Raw genomic sequence first — 22,295 nt, forward strand, 5'->3', positions numbered from 1 at the left:
TATGCCTGCTTGTCTTGCCTTTACCAGGAAATACGAGCTACTCGTCGATCTGTCCATCGGCCAGCCCGGTGGGCAGAGCCTGGGGACGTTCGCATGTGCTGCCCAGCTCGACGTGCTTGCTCTCCAGTGACGCATCCAGGTAGGCCTGCATGGCATCCAGTACATGGTACGCCAGCTCGCCATTTGCCCGGTGGGGTCGTCCACTGCGTATGGCCTGTGCCATATCCGCCACGCCCAGCCCACGGCTATTATTGCTATAGCCATGGGTCAGCTCGACATCCTGCCACTGCGGATTCTGCATGGTCCATATCTTTACCGGACCGCCGAAGGTATTGGGATCGGGCACGCTCAATGTTCCCCCGGTCCCATAGATCTCGATCAGCGGCGCGTGGTTTTCCCACACATCGAAGCTGGTCACCAGTGTTCCCACTACCCCGCTGGCGAAATCCATCACGCCCGCGATATGCGTCGGCGTCTTAACCTGGATCTTCTGGCCATTCTTTGGCTGACTGGTAATGGTGCGCTCGGGAAACGTCACGCGCGCCGATCCGGTCACGCGCGTAATCGGACCCAGCATCGAGACCAGGGCGGTCAGATAGTAGGGTCCCATATCGAAGAGGGGGCCGCCGCCGGGCTGATAGTAGAAATCTGGATCTGGATGCCAGTGCTCGTGTCCATGGCAGAGCATGGCGGCGCTGACCGCCACCGGCTGCCCGATGGCCCCATCATCGATCAACTTGCGACACGTCTGCAGGCCGCCACCCAGGAACGTATCCGGCGCGCTCCCGACCCGTACCCCCTTCGCCTGCGCCGCCTCCAGTATCTGCTGCCCTTCCTCCCGATTGACGGCCAGCGGCTTCTCACCATACACCGACTTGCCCGCCGCGATCGCGGCCAGCGCCACCTCGGCATGTACCTTCGGAATGGTGAGATTGATCACGATCTCAATCCCTGGATCGGCCAGCAGTTCCTCGACGCTACAGGCGCGAGGAATGCCATAGGCGGCAGCCTGGCTGCGTGCGCGATTCATATCTATATCCGCGCATGCCACTACCTCGATATTATCAAAACGTTTGTTGGCCTCAAGATAAATACCACTGATCTTGCCACATCCGATGACACCTATCCTGGTTCTCGGCATGATACACCAACCATCCTTCCAATATTTATTCACGACCACAAAGAATCATCGCAAATCGTAGGGCCCTTGCGGCCGATTTCTCTTCTCCGTATAAATATGCATCTCATATATGGAATGTTGGTTTCCGTGCTCTTCGCATTCGGTGAACATGGATGTGCGTGGAGAGGAAATCGGCCGCAAGGGCCGAACCTACTTAACGTGAAGTGTACACTATTTTTCCTTGAAATGGCAGGGCTCATGGTGGGCAAAGCGACAAAAAACATAAGCATCTCTAATTGCGATAATTTTCACATACGAAAGGAATGAAATCTCACTTGACAAATGTACAGGTAATATGGTACCCAATAAGTGTACGTTTTGAAACAAAAGGAATTTTGATATGTGTATAAAAAATATCAAAACGAAAGAAAATGAAACAACGGGCCCTGAAATTCATACTACGTATGAGCGTCGAGAACAGATCGCGCGTACCCTGGAGGAGCATCCCCGCCTCTCGGTACAGGACTTGAGTGAGCTCTTCCTGGTTTCGACCGTTACCATTCGTAAAGATCTGACCTGGCTCCAAGAGCGTCAACTGGTGGTGCGCACCCATGGAGGCGCGATGCTGGCACGTTCAAGGTATGCCGAGCCCGCCTTCGATATTCGCAAGCAGTTACAAAAACTGGAAAAGGATCTCATCGGTCAGTTGGCGGCTCAATTAGTGCACGACGGCGACTCGATCGCGATCGATTCCAGTACGACCGCGCTGGCATTGGCGCGTTACCTGGTAAATAGACAGGAGTTGAGCATCATCACCAATGGTATTCGGGCGAGCATGGAGCTGGCTGGCTATCCCGGCATCTCGGTTCTGACCCCCGGTGGCATGTTGCGCCGCGAATCATTTTCGCTGGTGGGAAGCTGGGGCGCGGCCGTGCTGCAGCGCGTCAACATTCAGACCGCCTTCGTTGGTGCCCGTGGCCTGACTATGGGCGAAGGGCTGACCGAGGTCAGCAGCGAGGAGGTCGCGTTCAAACGAGCCATCATTGAGGCCGCTCACGACGTCGTTGCCCTGATCGACCATACCAAATGGGGACATGTGGCTTTCGCCACGTTTTGTGACATCAAGCGGCTGAAAATGGTGATTACCGATGAATGGGCGCCCGCGCAGATGGTTGACCAGTTGCGCGACGCAGGCATCGAGGTCTGGATCGCTAAGGCATAGGTAGCCGTGATCCATGTTTAAGTTATCTTGTTCTCATAAAGAGGATTATCTATATATTTTTTTAATGAAGAAGGAGAATTCCCATGGTCAACAATGCCTGGAACAAAGAAGAGGCGGCGCGGGCGCGCAACGCCCTGGATGAACTGGTGTATCGCTCCCACCTGCTGGGCAGCGATCGCTCCATCGCCAACTGGGGTGGCGGCAACACCTCGATTAAAACGGTCGCCAAAGACTTTCGGGGCCGCGACGTCGAGGTACTCTGGGTGAAAGGGAGTGGTTCTGACCTGGCTACCATGGAGGCCCGCCACTTTACGGCCCTCAACCTGGAAGATATTCATCCCCTGCTGGAGCGCGACCAAATGTCGGACGAAGATATGGTTGCCTACCTGGGACACTGTATGCTGGACCCCAGACATCCCCGCCCTTCTATCGAGACGCTCCTCCACGCTTTCCTCCCGTTCAAGCACGTTGACCATACCCATCCCGACGCTATCATCAGTCTGTGCTGCACCGAGGGCGGTCGCGAGATCGCCGAAAAGATCTACGGCGATCGCTTCGTCTGGGTCCCCTATATCCGCCCGGGCTTCTCGCTCTCAAAAATGATCGCCGACACCGTTCGCGCTAATCCTCACGCTGAACTGGTGCTAATGGAGAAGCATGGCCTGGTGACCTGGGGTGACAGCAGTGAAGAGAGCTACTTCCACACCATCTCGGTCATCAACGAGGCCCAGCGCTATATTGAAGAGCAGGCCGCGGCACGCAATCAGCCACTCTTTGGCGGCCAGAAATATCAATCGCTCTCACCCGAAGAGCGCCGCCACCTCCTGGTACAGATCCTCCCCATAATTCGTGGCGAGGTCAGCCGCGAGCAGCGCATGCTGACAACCTACAACGACAGCCCCGAAATCCTCCAGTTCGTTAATAGCCAGAACGCGGCCACGGTCTCTCAGGTTGGCGCGGCCTGTCCCGATCACCTGGTACATACCAAGCGCGTCCCTCTGTTCGTCGATTGGACCCCCAATACTGATGATTCAGCCGGCCTGGTCGAACGGATCAAGTCTGGCATCGCGTCCTATAAGCAGGATTACGCCGACTATTTCCAGCAGTACAAAAGCGACGGCGATAGCATGACCACCCCCGCGCCCCGGGTCATCCTGATTCCTGGCATCGGCATGATTAACACCGGCAAATCGCAGGCTATGGCGCGGGTTAGCGACGCCCTCTACCAGCGGGCCATCTCGGTCATGAAGGGGACCGAGGCCCTCGGCACCTTCACCTCGCTCGATGCCCGCGAATCCTACGCCATCGAGTACTGGCCCCTGGAGCTCTACAAACTGACCCTGCAGCCGCCCGAAGCCGAGTTCTCGCGCCAGGTCGCCTTAATCACCGGAGGGGCCGGTGGTATCGGCAGCGCCACCGCGCGCCACTTCCTCAATCAGGGCGCCCACGTCGTCCTGGCCGACATCAACCTGGAAGGCGCGCAGAAGGTCGCCGACGAACTTAACGCCATCTATGGAGCCGGCCGTGCCCTTCCCGTCAAGGTCGATGTCACCGACGAAAAGGCCGTCATTGACAGCTTCGCCGAAACCATCCTGGCCTATGGAGGCGTGGATCATCTGGTCAACAACGCCGGCATCGCCGCCGCCAGTCCCTTCGACGAAACCTCGCTCAAGGACTGGAACTTCAACATCAACATCCTGGCCACCGGCTACTTCCTGGTTGCCCGCGAAGCCTTCCGCCAGATGAAGCTCCAGGGGCTCGGCGGCAGCATGGTCTTCATCACCTCCAAAAACGCCGTCTACGCCGGAAAGAACTCCGCCGCCTATAGCAGCGCCAAGGCCGCCGAGGCCCATCTTGCCCGCTGCATCGCCGCCGAAGGAGGAGAATTCGGCATTCGCGTCAACTCCGTCCTCCCCGACGCCGTCCTCCAGGGATCGGCCATCTGGAGCTCACGCTGGCGCAACGAACGCGCCCAGGCCTATGGCATCGAGCCCGACCAGCTCGAAGAATATTACCGCAAACGCACCACCCTGCAGGTCAACATCTACCCCGACGACATCGCAAACGCCATCATTTTCCTGGCCTCCACCCAATCCGCCAAAACCACCGGCTGCATGATCACCGTCGACGGAGGCGTCCCCGCCGCCTTCACCCGCTAAAAGGGTAATCCACAAGATGTTTAGAGTGTTGGTGTCGGAGGCGCCGAGCGCCTCCGACACCAACACTCTAAACATCTTGTGAGCGCCGTAGCGCCAGTATAATGAGGGAAGGCAGCCTCTCCCCACCAGTATTAATATGTGGGTGTCGTGGGCGCCCAGCGCCCACGACACCCACATATTAACTACTTTGTGAGCGCCGTAGGCGCGTAGAGTCAAGGGCCGAAGGCACAAAAGTACAGCCTCAAACAACCTGTGCCTATCCTCCAAAGATAGGCACAGGTCTATGCAACACCTGCGCTTGGTGCGATAATATTGAAAAGCTTGCTGGCAAACACCTGAGCAGAGGCAAACTATGCGCATGTTCGCCCCCGCCCATGTCAGCACCTACTGTATTCATTCACTGAGCGAGCAGTGTACAGTTTAAACAAAGACGTTTGCTTATCGCTACCTCGCTGTACTGTAACCAGAGAGAGTCGTAACCATTATGACATTACAGATTATTCATGTTGGACTTGGTGGCTGGGGCGGCGACTGGGCTCGTCGCGTTGTCGCCACAAATAAGGACGTTGAGACTACCGCCTGGGTTGAGATCGACGCCAGCGCCCTGGAAGCTGCACGTGATCGCCTGAACCTGCCGGCCGATCGCTGCTTCACCTCGCTGGACGAGGCGCTTAAGACCGTACGCGCGCAGGCCGTACTGATAACGGCCAGCCTGCCAGGACACGTGCCGAGCGCCCGCACCGCCTTACTTGCCGATAAGCACGTCTTGATGGAGAAGCCGTTCGCCCCGACCGTGGCGGAAGCGCGTGAACTGGTCGAACTGGCCGAGCAGCGTGGACGCATCTTGATGATCAGTCAGAACTATCGCTTCCAGCCAGCCGCGCGTGCCGCCGCCGCCGCGGTAGCCGCGCAGCAGATTGGACGCCTGGGGACCATCAACCTCGACTTCCGGCGCTACGACAATATTGCCCCCATCGCCGAGCACCGCCATTATCATATCTGGGAGCCCCTGCTGGCTGACATGTCGATCCACCACTTTGATCTGATGCGCCTGATCATCGGTCAGGAGCCGGTTCAGGTTAGCTGCAAAACATGGAATGCTCCCTGGAGCAACTACGACGAGCCCGCCGAAGGCGCCATGACCATTACCTTCGATGGTGGGGCCGTCGTCAACTACCGTGGTAGCTGGGTCAGTACCGCGCCCCAGACCAATTGGGCCGGTGAGTGGAGCATCGAAGGCGAAAAGGGCGAACTGGTCTGGACCAGCCGTGGCGAGAAGCCCGAATACGCCGCCATCCGCCTGCGCGGCGAAGAAGAACTGACGCCTATCGTCTTGCCCGAACTGACCGCGCTCGACCGCTCGGGTAGCCTGGCCGCCTTTGTCGAGGCCGTCAACACTAACAGCGTCCCCGAAACCACGGGCCGTGATAACCTCAAGACCCTGGCGCTGATGTTCGCCGCCATCGAATCGGCCAAAACTGGCCAGCCCGTCAACGTTGCATAATCATCACTATCATCTCTAAAGGCATGAAAAGAGAAGCTCGGCTCTGCTGGCGCTTCTCTTTTTTCTTGTTTTCACTTTATACTAACTTTAAAGCCCTTTGATGAATAGAAGAAAGGTTGTGATTGATATGATTCTAAGCGATGAGGTACGCCGAGCCCTGACGGCGGGCCACCTGGCACATCTGACCACCTTGAATCCGGATGGTAGCCCACAGGTCACCGTCATCTGGATTGGTCTGGATAACGATGAAATCGTTAGTGCCCACCTTAAACTGCATAAGAAGGTGCAAAACATCCAGCGCGACAACCGGGTCGTGCTTTCGCTGCTGACCGGGGGCAAGACCAATGGATTAGACAACTACCTGGTTATTCATGGTCGCGCCAGAGTTACCGAAGGAGGTGCTCCTCGTCTGCTCAATCAACTGGCGCAGGTCTATGTTGGACCGGGCACACAGTTCGCCGGTGATAACGCGCCTGAAGGTTATATTACCCACATTACAGTCGAGCGCGTCAGCGGTATTGGTCCCTGGACTAAATAGCGGCCGATCGCTCGCCTTCCTGGTGTTGATGGCAAAGTGGGCCCGAGCGCTCGATCCATGAATGATTGTCAGTTAACGATAATGGAGGCATTGTCTGTCATGGAAACCTATATCCTGGTGGACCCCTCTGATAGCGCCTGGCACTTAAACCGGGCGAGAGCATGGATCTCCTGGTGGCCTATATCTCTGTGCCAGACCTCTCTATTTGTCCAGCGCAACAACGCTACACCTGTCTTTCCCGCTCAACTGGGGGCGGCACCTATCGCTATGAAGGTTTGGAAAGCAACTTCACCGCCGATCTACCAGTTGATTCCCGGGGGCTGGTCATCGATTATCCAGCACTCTGGCAGCGAACCGGGCAGCAATAAATGCTTTTGTTGGGGGAATTGCGTACTTGAAGCCAGGGGCAGAGAGCTGATGGTTGTTGGTAGAACTGGATCACTTTAGTCCCGATTGAAGGATGTCCTATTTCTCCCCGCGTCTGGAGAGCGGGAAGAATGGGCCATCCTTCTGTGAATATGCCAAAATGATAAAGAAAGTTAAGCGCTGATGCCCAGCGTTTCCCGCAGCGTTTGCAAGAACTGAGCTTCTCGATCATCGATGTGTTTGCCCCCAAAGCCCAGAAATCCTCCACTCTTGCTGGTATTGGCTACATGCTCGGCACTGGCTACTATCCAACGTTTATAATCATTAGCCTCTTCAACGCTGACCTTGCTGTCGAGGATGGTGACTACCTCACGACAGCGCTCCATCAAGAAGCCTGTAACCTGAGCAGGATCATTTACAAATAAAACTTTCTCATGATCTTCTTCTTGAGAACTTTTAGTGCCTTCCGAACTGAGCAGTTCTTGAATAAGCTGGTTCGCTGGAAATTGTTTGGCGGCTTCCCGAGGACCGGAGATAAGCGACATCGCTTCTTTGATTTTGCCGATGGCCCCACTCCTGGAAATAGCAACGATGCCACTGCCAATAATAATGGGTAGATCTTCCAGCTGTTTCCATTCGTGATCTGTAAAATCGGTTCGGTTAATCATAAACCACTCCTTTTCAATGTAATGGCAAATAGATGCCTATAGAGAAATAAATCGCCTCAAAGACATACTCAGGCATCTAGCTATTTAACGAGTTCAATATAGTTTTATAACCTATGAAATTACTTAAAACAAAGCTTTATTTTCTAATGACGCGAACACACTGATGTAGCTCTTTCAGCTTTGCCTCTCCCATCCTGTGATAAGATAGGGGCAGCCGTAATCAAAGAAAAATAAGAAGTTAAGAAGATAAGAAGGTAAAGAGGGGATGAAGCCAGGTACACGACCACGCATCGTCAAGATACATTCAGAGAACAACGATTTTCAGTATGCCGAGACGCTGCGGCGCAAGCGCGAGAAGCGCCTGCGCCAGCGCGAATTCTTTGTGGAGGGGGTTCGTCCCATCAATCAGGCGCTGCACTATCACTGGCACGTGCGCGCCTTCTTATATTCTAGAGACAAGCCACTCTCGGACTGGGCTGAGAATATCCTGAGTGACTCGCAGGCCGAGGTGCACTACGAGTTGCCCTGGTACCTGCACGCCAAACTGAGCAATAAATCTGAACCATCGGAGCTGATCGCTCTGGTGACGATGCCGGAGGATGATCCGGAGCGCATCCCCCTGAAGGATGATCTGCTGGTGGTGGTCTTTGATCGCCCCGCCAGTCCGGGCAACCTGGGCACCATCATTCGTTCCTGCGATGCTATGGGGGTCGATGGCATGGTCATCACCGGACACAGCGTGGACCTCTACGATCCGGAGACCATCAGCGCCACCACGGGCTCCTTCTTCGCCCTGCCGGTGGTGCGCCTGCCCTCACAGAAAGAGTTGCAGCCCTGGATCGAGACCGTCCGAAAACGCCTGGGAGCGCTTCACGTGGTGGGCAGTGATGAGAAGGGAGACTGTGAGCTGACCGAGCACGATTTTACACAGCCAACCCTGCTGGTGGTCGGCAACGAGACCTGGGGCATGAGCGCCGCCTACCGCGAGCTCTGCAATACCGTCGTCAGCATCCCGATGGCTGGCTCCGCCTCGTCGCTCAATGTGGCCTGCGCCACCTCGATCTTATTATATGAGGCCACGCGTCAGCGCCGCTCCCTATCACGATCCCGCTAGCCAGTCAGACGCAGAGAGCTCCCGCTTCCTTGCTCAAAAGAAAGCGGGAGCTTTTTGTCAATTCGCTATTAAATGATCTCCAGGCCATCGATGGCGGGTAGCACTGGATGGGGTACATGTGGTTCACTCTGGTACCAGTAGGCGACCGAGGCGATGTCATCCTGCAGGGGAAGGTAGCGGCCGCCGCTGCGCCAGCCCAGCGCCTGAATGGTGACGCGCAGATCCTCCTCGAAGCGAATCGGGTCCATGATATGCCAGCGATACATGCCGAAGCGCTGCTGGCTGCTGTAAAGCCCATCCGGTTTGATTACCTGTGGCAGCCCCAGGAAGGCCGTTGAATATGTTCCGTACTGGCCCTGCGGATGCTCGAAGTTCCAGGCGCCGCCAAAATAATCCTCGGTCCCGGTGCCACAGATGGTCGGGAACTCCTGGTCGCCATCCAGGTAGAACTTGATCTCTCCTTCACCCCACCAGCCGCGATTATTGACCTGCCAGGCCAGGTACGTTCCCACATAGTGTCCCCGGCCCTGAACGTGGTCCAGCAGGGTATGCACCTCTTTATAGCCCAATGGATTGCTGCGCCGCCAGTGAGCATGAAAATAGCCAGCATCCTCCGGCACGTCGGTCAGGGTATAGGTGATCTGAAAATAGAGCACAATATCGTTGTCGCTCAGATTTTCAATCGTCCAGCGAGCGCTCTGGCGAAATGGCATCTCCCAGTAGGAGTTCATGCCGCCAGCCGGATTGACCGCGATCGGCAGCGAACTGATGTTGCAGCGCTCACTCCAACCATTGGCGAAGAAATCACCATAGGGACACTCAATCGAAGGCGCCTCTTCACCATCCCAGTAGGCGCGCAGGATCAGTTGCCGCCAGTGAGCTGGATACGTCGTCATCCAGATATGCTGGATGGCGCCGGAACCCGCGATCTCGGCCAGCGTAAAGGTGCTATGCGGGGCGATCTTGATCGAAGGGGAGACCTTCCAGCCCTGACCCAGATCACGGGCATGGAACGCGCCCGTCCCCTCCGTAGCCGTGCCTGCCTGGCCCTTCTCGCCACTAAAGTTCTCAGCACTGATCGATCGTGTCTTCGCATGTGAGAGACGGGAAAGGTTCCCCAATCCCATCCCCAGACCGTTAAAACCATCTGTCATTTTCCTCTGCTCCTTCGCTAAACATCATCATTGCTTGCATGTTCGCACCTACGGTGCTCACCTGTTATATTGATGGCGAGGTAGAAAATGCGCAGCCGCGCATTTTCTACCTCGCCATCAATATAAAAACATGGGGGCGCCTGCGCTCCCCACCTCCCCCAACATGCACAGATAAATAAAAGTGGTGCAGAAGGTACGCAACCGCGTACCTTCTGCACCACTTTTATTTATCTGTGCAGCAATGCAACTACGAAACAATAGATTCCTCTGGCTGGGATGCTTCCTGTTCGGCCAGCTCCTGTTTGGCGCGCCGTGAAGGTCTGACCTTTTTCTCCTGCACCACGCGCTCGAAGGCATGGAAGGGACCACTATGGTTCTGCGGAACATGTCCACGGATGTGGGTACCTCCCTCCTCATACTCCTCAACTTCAATGGTACCATACTGGTGGAACTGGGCTACCAGCTCTCCACGATCGTACGGGATCAACACGTCGAGGGCCGTAAACTGCTCCACCAGCGTCTCGCTGATGCAGCGCAGCAGATCCTCAACACCCGTCCCCTTCATCGCCGATACCTCTACTTTGGGTAGCGTGGCGGCGATGCCGGTCAACTCCAGCTGATGGTCAGTGGGCAGCAGATCGGCCTTGTTCAGGGCCAGCACCATGGGTAGGCCACCGCCCCCAATCTCTTCCAGCACCTGCTCAACCGCCTCAATCTGATGCTGTACATGGGGATGCGAGGCATCGACCACGTGTACCAGTAGATCCGCTTCCGCCACCTCTTCCAGTGTAGCACGGAAGGCCGCCACCAGTGTCGTTGGCAGACGCTGCACAAATCCTACTGTGTCCGAGAAGAGAATCTCCTGGCCGCCGGCCAGGCGTACGCGCCGCGTCGTCGGGTCCAGGGTCGCGAACAGCTTATCCTCGGCCAGCGTCTGAGATCCGGCCAGCCGATTGAGCATCGTGGACTTGCCAGCATTGGTGTAGCCGACCAGGGCCACTACCGGCGCGCCCGCGTACTTGCGGCGCTCGCGATGCAGCTGGCGCTGGCTGCGTACCTGATCCAGTTCCTCCTCCAGCTGATCCTTCTGGCGACGTAACAGACGGCGGTCAACCTCAATCTGTTTCTCACCTTCACCACGCTGATTGGTGCCACCACCACTCTGTCGAGACAGGTGGGACCACTGGCGCGTCAGGCGCGGCAGGTCATATTCGACCTGTGCCAGCTCAACCTGCAAACGACCCTCACGGGTACGGGCACGCTGACCAAAGATGATCAGGATCAAAGCCGTGCGGTCCAGCACCTGGATCTCCAGCTCGCGTTCCAGATTGCGGTGCTGATTCGGTCGCAGCTCAAGGTCAAAGATGACCGCGTCACAATCGTGGAAGCGCAGCAGTTCGGCCAGCTCCTGCACCTTTCCCGAACCGAGCAGGGTACTCGGATGGGGATGCTCCATGCGCTGGACCATGCGATCCACACATTGCACTCCGGCCGTCGATGCCAGCTGCTCCAGCTCATCAAGCGACTCATCGACTGGCCAATCGGTCTCTACCGTTTCTACACTGACCAGGATCGCACGCAGCGGAGCGTCGGCCAGCAAGCCCTGCATCGGTTTCTGCTCGTTATCACGATTTTTTTCTGTTTGACGAATAACTTGTTCCGGCAAAATTGGCTCCTTTCCGTCAACGGGACGGAATAAACTCTATCTATAAAGGGTATGCCTGTGTATCTACGTGTCGTTGCATGCTGCCTGCCGGATCGCTGCCAGATATGACATGATATGCATACGCATGGACGGCGTTCTATGCTCGATGGCTGATGAATCCTGATGATGACACAAAATCTGTGAGCGTATAGAATGGAGTGGGGAAATTCTTGGTTGAAAGAAAAGACGCTAACAACAAAGAAAGTCTTCATCACCAGGATACCGCAAAGCAACTCTCCCCGGCTCACCGGCCAGAAAAAGGACAGACAAAAACAGCCTGACACCTGCAAAACGGTTGTTCATGGTTAATTAAAGACTATCACTCGTCGCATCTCCTAAAAAGTGTGGTAGATACATTATACCCCGCCTGGCCTTAAAAGTCAATGCTGTGGCTTCGGGTCTTGCTTGCGCCCGAGCACCATCGTTTCGTGCCTTCGGCCCCTGACGCTACGCGCCTGCGGCGCTCAAAATGGTTTTTTAGGAGTTGGTGCAACACCGTGAATAGGCGCATTCGCGCCTATTCACGGTGTTGCACCAACTCCTAAAAAACATCAAAAAGAAAGGAGATGGCTCTTTGCATGCGCTTGCCTGTGCCCCCTCGCGCCAATAAAAAGAAAGGAGATGGCTCTTTGCATGCGCTTGCCTGTGCCCCCTCGCGCCAATAAAAAGAAAGGAGATGGCTCTTTGCATGCGCTTGCCTGTGTCCCCTCGCGCCAATAAAAAGAAAGGAGATGGCTCTTTGCATGCGCTTGCCTGTGTCCCCTCGCGCCAATAAAAAGAAAGGAGATGGCTCTTTGCATGCGCATCCCTTAAACAAGGAATGTCCCCCAAAATCGAAACGCCCCTTAAACAAGGAACGCCCATGTAGGGGCGACCCTTGAGGTCGCCTGCCGCGAAGCGGCCCCCGTTCCCGGCCGGTTCGGCACCCTCAACACGACCCGGTAATACCAATCAACCGCGCGAACCGAGCGCGCGGCAATTGATGAGATAAAGGTGATTGGAAAAACAAGCGGCTTTTACGTTTAAATAAATGTGCGGCCTTCTTGTGAAGGTGCCGCATGGGTTAGCATTATCCGTATATCCTGCCTGATCATCGGGATATAGTTTTTATAGATAAGGGGACGGAACACATGTTTGGTATCAGCAACCATACGGGGTTCCTGCCGCCTCATTCTCTCTTATTCCAGCGCTATCAAATCGTCGCTCTGGCGGGTCAGGGTGGTATGGGGGCCGTCTATCAGGCTCTGGATACCCATGAGCATAATCGTATGGTGGCCATCAAAGAGATGAGCCAGGCCAACCTGCGACCCGAGCAGCTCGTCGATGCGCAGCAGCGCTTCCACGGCGAGGCCAACCTGCTGGGCTCTCTGCAGCATCCTAACCTGCCGCAGGTCTACACCTCCTTCACTGAAAATGGTCGCTCGTACCTGGTGATGGAATTTATCGCGGGCAAGACCCTGCAGGAGTTGATGCAGGAGAGCCCAACCGGTTCCCTACCCGTTGGACAGGTGATTTCGTACGCGCTCCAGCTGTGTGCTGTCCTGAGCTATCTGCATGAGCATGCTCCGCCGATCGTCTTTCGCGATCTCAAGCCCAGCAATGTGATGGTTACGGACCAGGGACGTGTCTACCTGATCGACTTTGGGATCGCGCGCCTGTTCAAGCAGGGGCAGCGATTCGACACCGAATCCTTTGGCTCGTTGGGCTACGCTCCACCGGAGCAGTTTGGCCATGGTCAGACCTCACCGCGCTCAGATCTATATAGCCTGGGGGCTACCCTGTTCACCTGCCTGACCGGACGCCATCCTAACGACAATCAGCCGACGCCGTTCCACTTCCAGCCGGTCAGGCACTATAATCCAGCCGTTCCGATCGAGCTGAGCAATCTGATCCAGCAGCTGGTCGCGACCGATGCCGCCAGGCGCCCATCCAGCGCCTACGAGGTCTATGGAAAGCTACTTGTGATGCAGCAGCAGGGCGCGTCCACCACCGTATCGCTGCATGGCAGTGATCCATTCTATGACGCCAAAACGGCCTACGCCGCCCAGTTCGGCGGCCGCATGCGGCGCTACAACAACCTGCCCGGCAAACCTGGACTCTGGCTGAGCCTGGTCATCATCCCATTTGTGGCCCACATGTATGGCCATATCAGGAGCTCGCTCGCCTACCTGTCTATTCCCTATCTCAGGAGCCAGCTAACCGCTCTACCGACCCGGCTGCTGCACGTAGTAAAGCACATCCCGGCCTATCTCCCGTTGAGCTTCACCCCACCGGTCTGGACCTGGCGCTTCGGTCTCCTCTTCCTGGCCCTCTTCGCGGTCACCGTCGGGGGAAGTCTATACGCGCTGATTGGATTGCAGGCGCCCGTGCACGTAGTCATCCTTGGCCTGTGTCTGCTGCTGCTGGGACTGGTTGTGCTGGCACGGCGCAGTAAGTCTATCCACAACGGCCTGACGCGCAATATCCTGACCGGTCTGATCGTTGGGCTGCTGGGAGTCTGCCTTGCCTTGCCCGCCTTCGCGGATGTGCAGGCCGCCCTTAACGCCATTCGCTTCGGCCAGGTTATCGGCATGCTGATCCTTTTACTGGCTGGTATCTCTCTCTGGCGCGCTGACCGCTATGGGACCTGGGCCAGCCACCTCGCGCTGGGCATGATCGCCCTGTTGTACGCCTGTACATCTTATAGTCTGGGAAGTGAGTCGTTGTCGGCCCTGTTCTCGGGAGCCGCACCTCTGGTGCTGCAACTGATCAACGGCCTGCTGTGTCTCTGCCTGCTGGTCTGTGCCGTGTGCTCTTTTGCACGGATTCGTAGAGCTTATGCCTGGTTTGATCGCGTCATGGTCTTTATCGTCTCTATTATCGCGATCGCCTTGCAGCTCCATCTCGGTAGCCTTAACGAGCTGGTTCAGACGCCACTATCGGCTGCCCTGTTCTGGATGGGGAAGCCCGGCGAAAATCAGGACATGGTCTTTAACGTCCTGCTGGGCTGGGGACCGCTACTCATCGCTTTGTTGTGGATCTTTCTCGTATCAGGTTCTACGCGCCTGGCGCGGATCTCACTGACCGTGCTGGCTGTCGCCTGCGTGCTGCTGCAAAATATGTTGGAGAACGCGCCGGCCACCCATCCGGTACCGGTCCTGACAGGTCTGTTCGCCACCTCTTTCATGGCCCTGCTCAATGTCAATCTGCTGGCGGCATATGGCCTGCTGATACTGGTAGCGCTCCAACTGCTGCGCGCACGCCACTTCTTTACGGCGCTGGAACGTGGCATAATCCACCTGGTCGCCCTTCTGACGGCCCTGCTACAGGCAGCCATCTGGTCCCATGCCTCATCCTCTCTACCGGCGGATCCACGCGTGCTGCCCGGCTGGCGTGCCGCGCCACAGGTCGGCATGGAGATCGTCGTCGGAAACCAGGTTGGGGCCGTGATCTTCCTATGGTGTATCGTTGGCATGGTCGGAGCTGTTGCGGGCCGTGTGATCTGGCGCCACGTGAAATCTGCCAATCAGCAGAATAGCAGCCTGAACAATAGTAGCTTTCAATGGCAGCCGCAACTGCAACCGCAACAGAGCTGGAAATGGCCCCTTATCACCATGCGCCTCGAACACCTCATCCTCTGGCTGACCACACTGGCGCTGGTACTGACCCTGCCCTTTTTTGGTACTGCCTCCGGGCCTCTTTCATCCGGGTTGGGAGGTGGCGCAATAGGGATTGACCTTAACCAGTTGCTCTGGTGGATGCTGTTGCTCTTTCTGGTGGTTGGACTGTTTCGCCTTGTGCGCCCATTTAGTGGCTGGGATCGCTGGCAGATGCTCTGTAACACCCTGGTGCTGGGACTGCTCTTCTTCGATCATGGCAAGAAAGGGGGGAATACGCATACAAATATCATCGCCTGGTTCGCCAACCCTCACATCGTCCTGCCTTTTTACATCGCCACCATGGGGCTGATTGTGATCGCACTGCTCAGCCTGCTCTGGCTTAAGCGAGCATTCCAGCCAACCGAACGCACCATTCTCTGGATCTGCTTTGGGCTGGCCTTATGCTGCGCCTTCCTGCAGATCATCAGCCCCATCTTCCTGCTGGCCGCCTGCGTCCTGCTCTTCCAGGGCATCCTCTTCGTCACACGTGTGGAGCTCGTCCGTTGACCTCAACGTGTCCGGGGACGGGGTCGTGGAGCTCCAAGCCGGGGCGAGCCCGGCACCTACGACGAGGACGCCTTCATATGTTCGGACCTCGCGTCCGATTACCTTTCCACGCGCGCAAACGTTTCAATTAGCGCTTCTTCTGGATCAGGTATTGATTCTCGATCAGGTTGGCCTGTAACAAGGTATTTCCCGTGGTGCGGCTCCAGACTTTGATATCGAGGGGGGCGGCCGGATCGTTCGCGATGACCAACAGCGTTTGTCCGGGGGCCAGGTCAACCATGGCATCAGCGATATTCTCTAATAAACGACTGCAGCCCTCTGTCCCTAAATCAAGGATACGATCAGGTTTTACCGTTGTATTTGAACGTTCCATCTTAGAAGCCTTTCGCGAGAAATGTGTGAACAAAATCTATATCGGAATATGTATTTCGTTTCTAATGCGGCGCATCGAGATCGTCCTAGTGAGCGCGCACGATAAGTTTTTTTTAATTGTAACATACATCAAGGCCCGAATGGGTGTTTATTTATGACAATGTTGATCAATTTTCTATGGATATTTTCAAGTGTGGAGTGTGTATGGTAGGCGGCCGCGGCCGCCTACCATACACACTCCACACTTCCAACCCGGCGCCGCAGGCGCCAAAGATGAAATAAAAAAAGCGCTGAAAGAGCCCTAAATAAGCTTGACAAAAGATGGCTCTTCTCGATACACTTAGCAATAACACCTGCGGGTGAAAATTTGCTCATTTTGCTTCTGCTTATCAGAAGTCCCTTTTTTGTGGCGGAGGAGTGAAAAATTATCTTGCGGCAGGAACAAGGATCTCTTATGCTTGCTATGATGCCTATGTGCATGCCAATGTCTCAGATGATGACAATGGTATGTCGCAGCGTGTCATGTTTCTCTCCCTGTATATCGCCGGGGTCCTTGAAAAGGTAAGCATCGCAGAAGCCTGGATATGAAGAGGAGCGCAGATGACACGATCTGCGCTCCTCTCTTTTTATGTACTACTGGCTATCTTTTTTGCGAGGTAAGCGCTATGACGTATAAGCATTTCGGTGAAGATACGGATGAGAAGGGTTCAACCCACTACTACATTACGACGGCTATCGACTATCCCAATGGCGCGCCGCATATTGGTCATGGATTAGAGAAGGTCATGGCCGATGTGGTGGCGCGTTATCATCGTCTGCGTGGGGATGACACTTTTTTTAGCATGGGTATCGATGAAAATAGCCTGCATGTGCTCTTGAAAGCCAACGAGGAAGGCGTCGAGCCACACATGTGGGTCAACCTGATGGATGAAGCTTTCCGGCAAGCCTGGAAGGCGTTAGATATCTCGTATGATTACTGGATACGCACCACGGAGGAGCGCCACCTGCGCGCCTCGCAGGAGATGTTCCGGCGTGCCCTTGCTAAAGGGGATATCTATAAAGACACTTATTCAGGCTGGTACTGCCCGAATTGTAATAACTTCTACACTACCGAGGAACTGGTTGGTGGGCGCTGCCCCAACCATCCCTCATTATCGCCCGAATGGCTGGATGAGGAGAACTACTTTTTCGCCCTGTCCCGCTACAGCGATCGTCTGCTGGCGCATATCGAGGCCAATCCAGACTTTATCGTGCCCGCCACGCGCAGGGCCGAGATCGTCTCCTTGATTCGCCAGGGACTGCGTGACTTCTCGGTATCGCGCCGGGTGCGTCCTGGCATTGAGGGCTGGGGTATCCCAGTCCCCGATGATCCCCAGCACGTCATTTACGTCTGGTTTGACGCGCTCACCAACTACCTGACGTCCATCGGTTTCCCCGACGACGAGCAGAAATTCTGGCACTACTGGCCCGCCAACGCCCATGTCATCGGCAAAGACATTACTCGCTTCCACTGCCTCTACTGGCCTGCCATGCTCATGTCGGCGGACCTACCATTGCCCAGCCAGATCCCGGTGCATGGTTTTATGTCGCTTGAGAACCAGCGCATCTCAAAAACTCTGGGCAACGTTATTGATCCTGTGGCCCTGGTAGAGAAGGTTAGCGCCGACGCGGTACGCTATTACCTGGTTCGCACCTTCTCGTTCGCTTCCGACGGCGATTTCTCGCGCGCCGGTCTGCTGCGTTTTTATAATGACGAACTGGGAAACGACCTTGGTAACCTGCTCAACCGCGTTGTCTCCATGATCAAGCGCTATCGCCAGGGTAGCGTGCCCACGCCCGGCGTGGCTGGTCCTCTTGAACTGGAGTTGCAGGCGATGGCCAGTGCCACACGTGAAAAGGCGCAGACCGCGCTTGAAAACTGGGAGATCGGCCAGGCGCTGCACACGACCTGGGCCCTCGTGCGCCGTGTCAACCAGTACATTGAACAGAGCGAACCCTGGAAACTGGCGAAGCAAAAGAGCGAAGAGCAGCACCTGGATACCGTCTTATACTCCGCCGCCGAAGCGACGCGCATCCTGGCGATTCTGCTGACTCCCTACATCCCTGGCTCAAGCCAGCGCATCTACGAACAACTCGGACTCCCCGCATTGCAGGCGGGCACCTGGGACCATGATACCGCCTGGGGAAGCGCCACCTTCACCCAGGTCGTCCCCGGTCCCCTCCTCTTCCCCCGCCTCGATCCGGACATCGCCCTATAAAGTCCATAAAAAGTGTCAGACACACTTTTTCCAGGGGCGCTCCTGCGCCCCTGCTTGGGCGGCCGCTTGCGCGGCCGCATTAGTTGTAGGGGTTGGTGCGACAGGTGCCCATGCGCACCTGTCGCACCAACACCTATAAGGGCCATTGAAATCTCGCAAGCTTTTATATGTTGGCACAGCGGGCGCGCTCTGAGCACCCGCTGCGCCAACATATAAAGCAGAGGCTAAGGTGTTTGAGTGCTCCACATTGGCAAGCGCAAGCAGACTTCTATCGGATGGTGCAGCGGGCGCTCTGAGCATGTCCCCTGCGCCAACATATAAAGCAAAGGCTAAGGTGTTTGAATGCTCCACATTGGCAAGCGCAAGCAGACTTCTATCGGATGGTGCAGCGGGCGCTCTGAGCATGTCCGCTGCGCCAACATATAAAGCAGAGGCTAAGGTGTTTGAGTGCTCCACATTGGCAAGCGCAAGCAGACTTCTATCGGATGGTGCAGCGGGCGCGTCTAGCGCCCGCTGCACCATCCCAAAAAACGTGCGGCCGCGTATGCGGCCGCCTGTGCGGGGGCGGGAACGCTCCCACAAAAAGTGTGTCTGACACCTTCCCCTTTAAATGATATAGGAGAATAACAGCAAAAATAGGTTTTTTGCTGTTGGATAAATTATATGCTATAATTTTGTTTCATTATATGTCACCCCGTTTGATAATGTTTAAACTAATACGTTTTATCAAGTGTGGATGAAAATAGAATTAGGATTGTTCTTGTCATTCCTAGAAGGCAAGGGACACTATGGGTACATATCTGGTGACAATTTTCACATTTATCCTTGTTCTTGTGGGCGCTGTTTTTGTACATCTGTGGTTAGGGTTGCGTCGGGAGAGTAGATATGGTCACAGGTATGATCGTCCGCTCAAGCCAGGTTTACCCCAGCTCGATGACATCATTTTTGAATAACATGTTCAACGTAGCATAGAACAAATACATCAGCATATCCCCTCTACTGCATAGCGGGACTTATATAGCGGTAGGGGGGAATATTTATTTTTGGAGCACGCTGGTAGACTGAATATGTAGACACATCCCGATTTCTGGTATCTTCTTTTGTTTATTGTGTGATTATTCAGGTCAGCATGAGCGTTGCTTCAGGTGATGGAAGGGAATGGAGAACGTATGTTAATGGCAAGTATAGCTGCGCGGATGTTTGTGATGTCATCCATGCATCAGAGCCGGCCTATCCAGGTTGGCGTTGTACCGGATCAGCATGTAATATCCCAGGGAATATCTGAAAAGAAGCTTGCGCATAGTCTATCAGCGGTCCTGCCCGCGTATAATGAAGAGGCCGTTATCGAGCAGACGATAACGACGGTGGCGAGCGCCCTGAGAAGATGGGCCGACGACTTTGAAATCATCGTCGTGGACGACGGCAGCAAAGACCATACACGTGACATTATCGAGCGGCTGATCGGAGACGAACCACGCATCCGTTTGATGCATCACTCGCAGAACCGGGGGTACGGAGCGGCCCTTGTAACCGGTTTCCATACCGTCAGCAAAGACCTGGTCTTTTTTATGGATTCGGATGGCCAGTTTGACATCAATGATCTGGAACGCTTCTTCCCCCTCATCGAACGCTTTGATGCCGTCCTTGGGTATCGCGCTCCCCGTCATGATCCCTGGATTCGTAGATTGAACGCCTGGGGTTGGCAGCAGCTGGTACACCTGGTGCTGGGGATCAAGGTACGCGACCTGGATTGTGCTTTCAAACTGTACCGTGCTGAGTTTTTTCAAACTCTCAATCTGGAAACGCGGGGGGCCATGATCAACGCGGAGATCCTCTATAAATTCGTTCGCGCCGGTCACATCTATACCGAGGTCGATGTCAGACACCTCCCTCGTCAGAAAGGAAAGGCCACCGGAGCGCATCCTCGTGTCATCCTCAAAGCCATGCGTGAGCTCATCTCCTACTCCCGCAAATGGAAGCTCTCTGAGCGTGTTCGGTAGTAATTGTAGCGCCTGCGGCGCTCAAATATTTTTATAGGCGGTGTGAAGATGGCGCATCGCGCCATCTTCACACCGCCTATAAAAGAAGGTTCTGGTGCCTGCGGCGCCAGAACCGTAAGAGCGCACCGCCGCTTTTAACTTTTTAGACCCCAGCGGTTCGCGCGGCGCCGGGCCTTCTGAGCCTCCTGAGGATTGCCCAGCGACTCATACACCTCGGCCTTTAACAGCCACGCGCGGGCATAGTTTTTGTCCATCTCGGTCGCCTCATTCAGGGCATCCAGGGCCGCTTTATTATGTCCCTGGCGAATCAATCCTTCCGCTTTGTTGCACCAGGCTACCGCGCTACGCGGATTAATCAACAAGGCTCGTGTATAGGCATCGACGGCCCCGTGGAAATCGTGCAGGCTGGAACGGGCATTGCCCAGACCGTTCCAGGCGTGGAAGCTGCGCGCGTCGATCTTCAAGGCCTGTTCATACGAGGCCCAGGCCTCCTCGGGCATGTTCATATCCAGCTGCGTATCCGCCTTGCCATTCCATGCCGCCACATAGTGTGGATCGATCGCCAGGGCCCGTTCAAAATGGACCAGGGCCTGCTGGTAGCGCTGCAGCCGGTTGAGCACCAGACCCGCGCTCACCCAGACGATAGCATTGTTGGGCTCGATCTCGGTCGCGCGCTGATAGGCTTCGAGCGCCTTGCGATAATTTCCCTGATTGTAGAGGGCCGTTCCCTTGCCATTCCAGGCATAGAAGTTCACATGGTCCATGCGCAGCGCCTCCTCATAGGCCATCAAGGCCTGTGAGTACGCCTGCTGCTTCAGATATTGATCGCCCTCGCGGCACTTCTCACGCACGCTACCCGTACTGACGTTGCCGCGAGACTGATACTGCGGCTGCACGCTCTGGCTATGGCCGGTACCGGCCGCCACCTGCCTCCCTGTCTGGCTGCGTGCCAGCCCGGAATTGGTGCCATTATGCGCCTGCGGCGCGTAGGTCGCATGGCGCGGCAAGACGATGCCATCATTGACCACCGCGCTCGACGCTGATGATGATGACGATGACGATGATGAGTAGCGTCCTTTCGCATTGGGTCGATAGGCATAGTCAAAGGCGCGCACGAACTCCATCATATTCGCATAGCGATCCTCCGGCCGGCTAGCCAGCGCACGCTGCAGCACCGTATCCAGAAGGGGTGGTAGCTCTGGATTGAGCGTCGTCACCAGCGGGATTGAGCCACCGCGCGGATCGAGAGGATGGAAGCCGGTTAGCATCTCATAGAGTACGACCGCGCTACCATACTGATCGCTGCGCGGATCGACGATGCCGCTGCTCTGTTCCGGCGCCATATAGCCTACGGTTCCCCGTACAGTGACCGTCTTGCCAAAGCGTGCGCCCGGCTCCAGTGAGCGCGCGATGCCAAAATCGGTAATCACCAGGCGATAATCCTCCTGGTGGATCAAAATATTCTCCGGTTTAATATCACGATGAATTATTGGACGTTGACGGGTATGAGCATAGTATAGGGCACTGGCAAGTTGATGGAAATTATGAATAACCTCTTGAATGGGCAAGGGGCCATCGACCTGTGCCAGTCGGGTTCGTAAAGAGCCAACCGTATACAAAGGCATCACGAGAAAGACGCTTGAACCATCTTTACCATAATCAAGTATGGGAACGATATTTGGATGGTCCAGCGTCGCAGCGATCCGTGCTTCACGCAGGAAATGATCGCGCTCATTGGGCGTAGTTTTACTGGGTAACAGCACCTTGATAGCAATGTGACGAGATAGATTCTGGTCTATACCACGAAATACCGCCGCGTAGCCACCCTTACTTAATAAGGCCTCTACCACATAACGGCCAGCCAGAGCGGTGTCGAGTAACGGCAGTGCACATGCTCTACAAAATAAATCGCTGTCCCGGTTGTCATATCCGCAGTCAACCTGATCGGCGCAGCGTCGCATTCCCTCCTC

Annotated in this window: 15 protein-coding genes; 9 read left to right on the plus strand and 6 right to left on the minus strand. The window is 55.6% G+C overall.

Features of this window, described 5'->3' with window-relative positions:
• Positions 1-37 precede the first annotated feature (37 nt).
• Positions 38-1,141, minus strand: coding sequence for a Gfo/Idh/MocA family protein (locus KTT_RS15310; protein ID WP_174844790.1), 1,104 nt, complete (start codon positions 1,139-1,141; stop codon positions 38-40).
• Between the two features lie 379 nt (positions 1,142-1,520).
• Here KTT_RS15310 and KTT_RS15315 point away from each other — a divergent pair, with 379 nt between their 5' ends.
• From KTT_RS15315 to KTT_RS15335, 5 genes are all read left to right on the plus strand, one after another.
• A complete protein-coding gene (locus KTT_RS15315) occupies positions 1,521-2,342 on the plus strand; it encodes a DeoR/GlpR family DNA-binding transcription regulator (RefSeq protein ID WP_126596815.1) in 822 nt (273 codons plus the stop codon).
• 83 nt (positions 2,343-2,425) lie between these two features.
• Positions 2,426-4,501 carry a bifunctional aldolase/short-chain dehydrogenase gene (locus KTT_RS15320; RefSeq protein ID WP_126596816.1) on the plus strand — a complete coding sequence of 692 codons (2,076 nt, stop codon included), beginning with the start codon at positions 2,426-2,428 and terminating at the stop codon, positions 4,499-4,501.
• A 484-nt stretch (positions 4,502-4,985) separates the two neighbouring features.
• Positions 4,986-6,005 carry a Gfo/Idh/MocA family protein gene (locus KTT_RS15325; RefSeq protein WP_126596817.1) on the plus strand — a complete coding sequence of 340 codons (1,020 nt, stop codon included), beginning with the start codon at positions 4,986-4,988 and terminating at the stop codon, positions 6,003-6,005.
• Between the two features lie 127 nt (positions 6,006-6,132).
• Positions 6,133-6,543: a PPOX class F420-dependent oxidoreductase gene (locus KTT_RS15330; RefSeq protein ID WP_126596818.1), complete on the plus strand. Its 411-nt coding sequence runs from the start codon at positions 6,133-6,135 to the stop codon at positions 6,541-6,543.
• Positions 6,544-6,680: 137 nt separating this feature from the next.
• Positions 6,681-6,911 (plus strand): putative glycolipid-binding domain-containing protein, encoded by a 231-nt coding sequence (locus KTT_RS15335; RefSeq protein ID WP_268904533.1) that lies wholly within the window; start codon positions 6,681-6,683, stop codon positions 6,909-6,911.
• 171 nt (positions 6,912-7,082) lie between these two features.
• On the opposite strand, the gene KTT_RS15340 is transcribed toward KTT_RS15335, so the two are convergent.
• Positions 7,083-7,577 carry a hypothetical protein gene (locus KTT_RS15340; protein WP_126596820.1) on the minus strand — a complete coding sequence of 165 codons (495 nt, stop codon included), beginning with the start codon at positions 7,575-7,577 and terminating at the stop codon, positions 7,083-7,085.
• 265 nt (positions 7,578-7,842) lie between these two features.
• On the opposite strand from KTT_RS15340, the gene KTT_RS15345 reads away from it, so the two are divergent.
• Positions 7,843-8,691: an RNA methyltransferase gene (locus KTT_RS15345; protein WP_218030894.1), complete on the plus strand. Its 849-nt coding sequence runs from the start codon at positions 7,843-7,845 to the stop codon at positions 8,689-8,691.
• 68 nt (positions 8,692-8,759) lie between these two features.
• On the opposite strand, the gene KTT_RS15350 is transcribed toward KTT_RS15345, so the two are convergent.
• Together KTT_RS15350 and hflX are read right to left on the minus strand one after the other, a co-directional pair.
• Positions 8,760-9,845, minus strand: a complete 1,086-nt coding sequence (locus KTT_RS15350) for a glycoside hydrolase family 172 protein (RefSeq protein ID WP_126596821.1) — start codon at positions 9,843-9,845, stop codon at positions 8,760-8,762.
• Positions 9,846-10,092: 247 nt separating this feature from the next.
• Entirely contained in the window at positions 10,093-11,511 is a 1,419-nt protein-coding gene (gene hflX, locus KTT_RS15355) for a GTPase HflX (protein ID WP_218030895.1), read from the minus strand.
• A gap of 1,169 nt (positions 11,512-12,680) precedes the next feature.
• On the opposite strand from hflX, the gene KTT_RS15360 reads away from it, so the two are divergent.
• Positions 12,681-15,695, plus strand: coding sequence for a serine/threonine-protein kinase (locus KTT_RS15360; RefSeq protein WP_126596822.1), 3,015 nt, complete (start codon positions 12,681-12,683; stop codon positions 15,693-15,695).
• A gap of 127 nt (positions 15,696-15,822) precedes the next feature.
• Here KTT_RS15360 and KTT_RS15365 read toward each other — a convergent pair whose 3' ends face one another.
• A complete protein-coding gene (locus KTT_RS15365) occupies positions 15,823-16,068 on the minus strand; it encodes a sulfurtransferase TusA family protein (protein WP_126596823.1) in 246 nt (81 codons plus the stop codon).
• 664 nt (positions 16,069-16,732) lie between these two features.
• Here KTT_RS15365 and metG point away from each other — a divergent pair.
• Positions 16,733-18,325 (plus strand): methionine--tRNA ligase, encoded by a 1,593-nt coding sequence (gene metG / locus KTT_RS15370; protein WP_160145894.1) that lies wholly within the window; start codon positions 16,733-16,735, stop codon positions 18,323-18,325.
• 1,175 nt (positions 18,326-19,500) lie between these two features.
• Complete coding sequence (locus KTT_RS15375; RefSeq protein WP_235845737.1) at positions 19,501-20,325, plus strand: glycosyltransferase family 2 protein; 825 nt, start codon at positions 19,501-19,503, stop codon at positions 20,323-20,325.
• 134 nt (positions 20,326-20,459) lie between these two features.
• On the opposite strand, the gene KTT_RS15380 is transcribed toward KTT_RS15375, so the two are convergent.
• Positions 20,460-22,286, minus strand: a complete 1,827-nt coding sequence (locus KTT_RS15380) for a serine/threonine-protein kinase (RefSeq protein ID WP_126596825.1) — start codon at positions 22,284-22,286, stop codon at positions 20,460-20,462.
• Positions 22,287-22,295: the final 9 nt, after the last annotated feature.

The organism is Dictyobacter aurantiacus (assembly GCF_003967515.1).
GTDB classification, from domain to species: Bacteria; Chloroflexota; Ktedonobacteria; order Ktedonobacterales; family Ktedonobacteraceae; genus Dictyobacter; species Dictyobacter aurantiacus.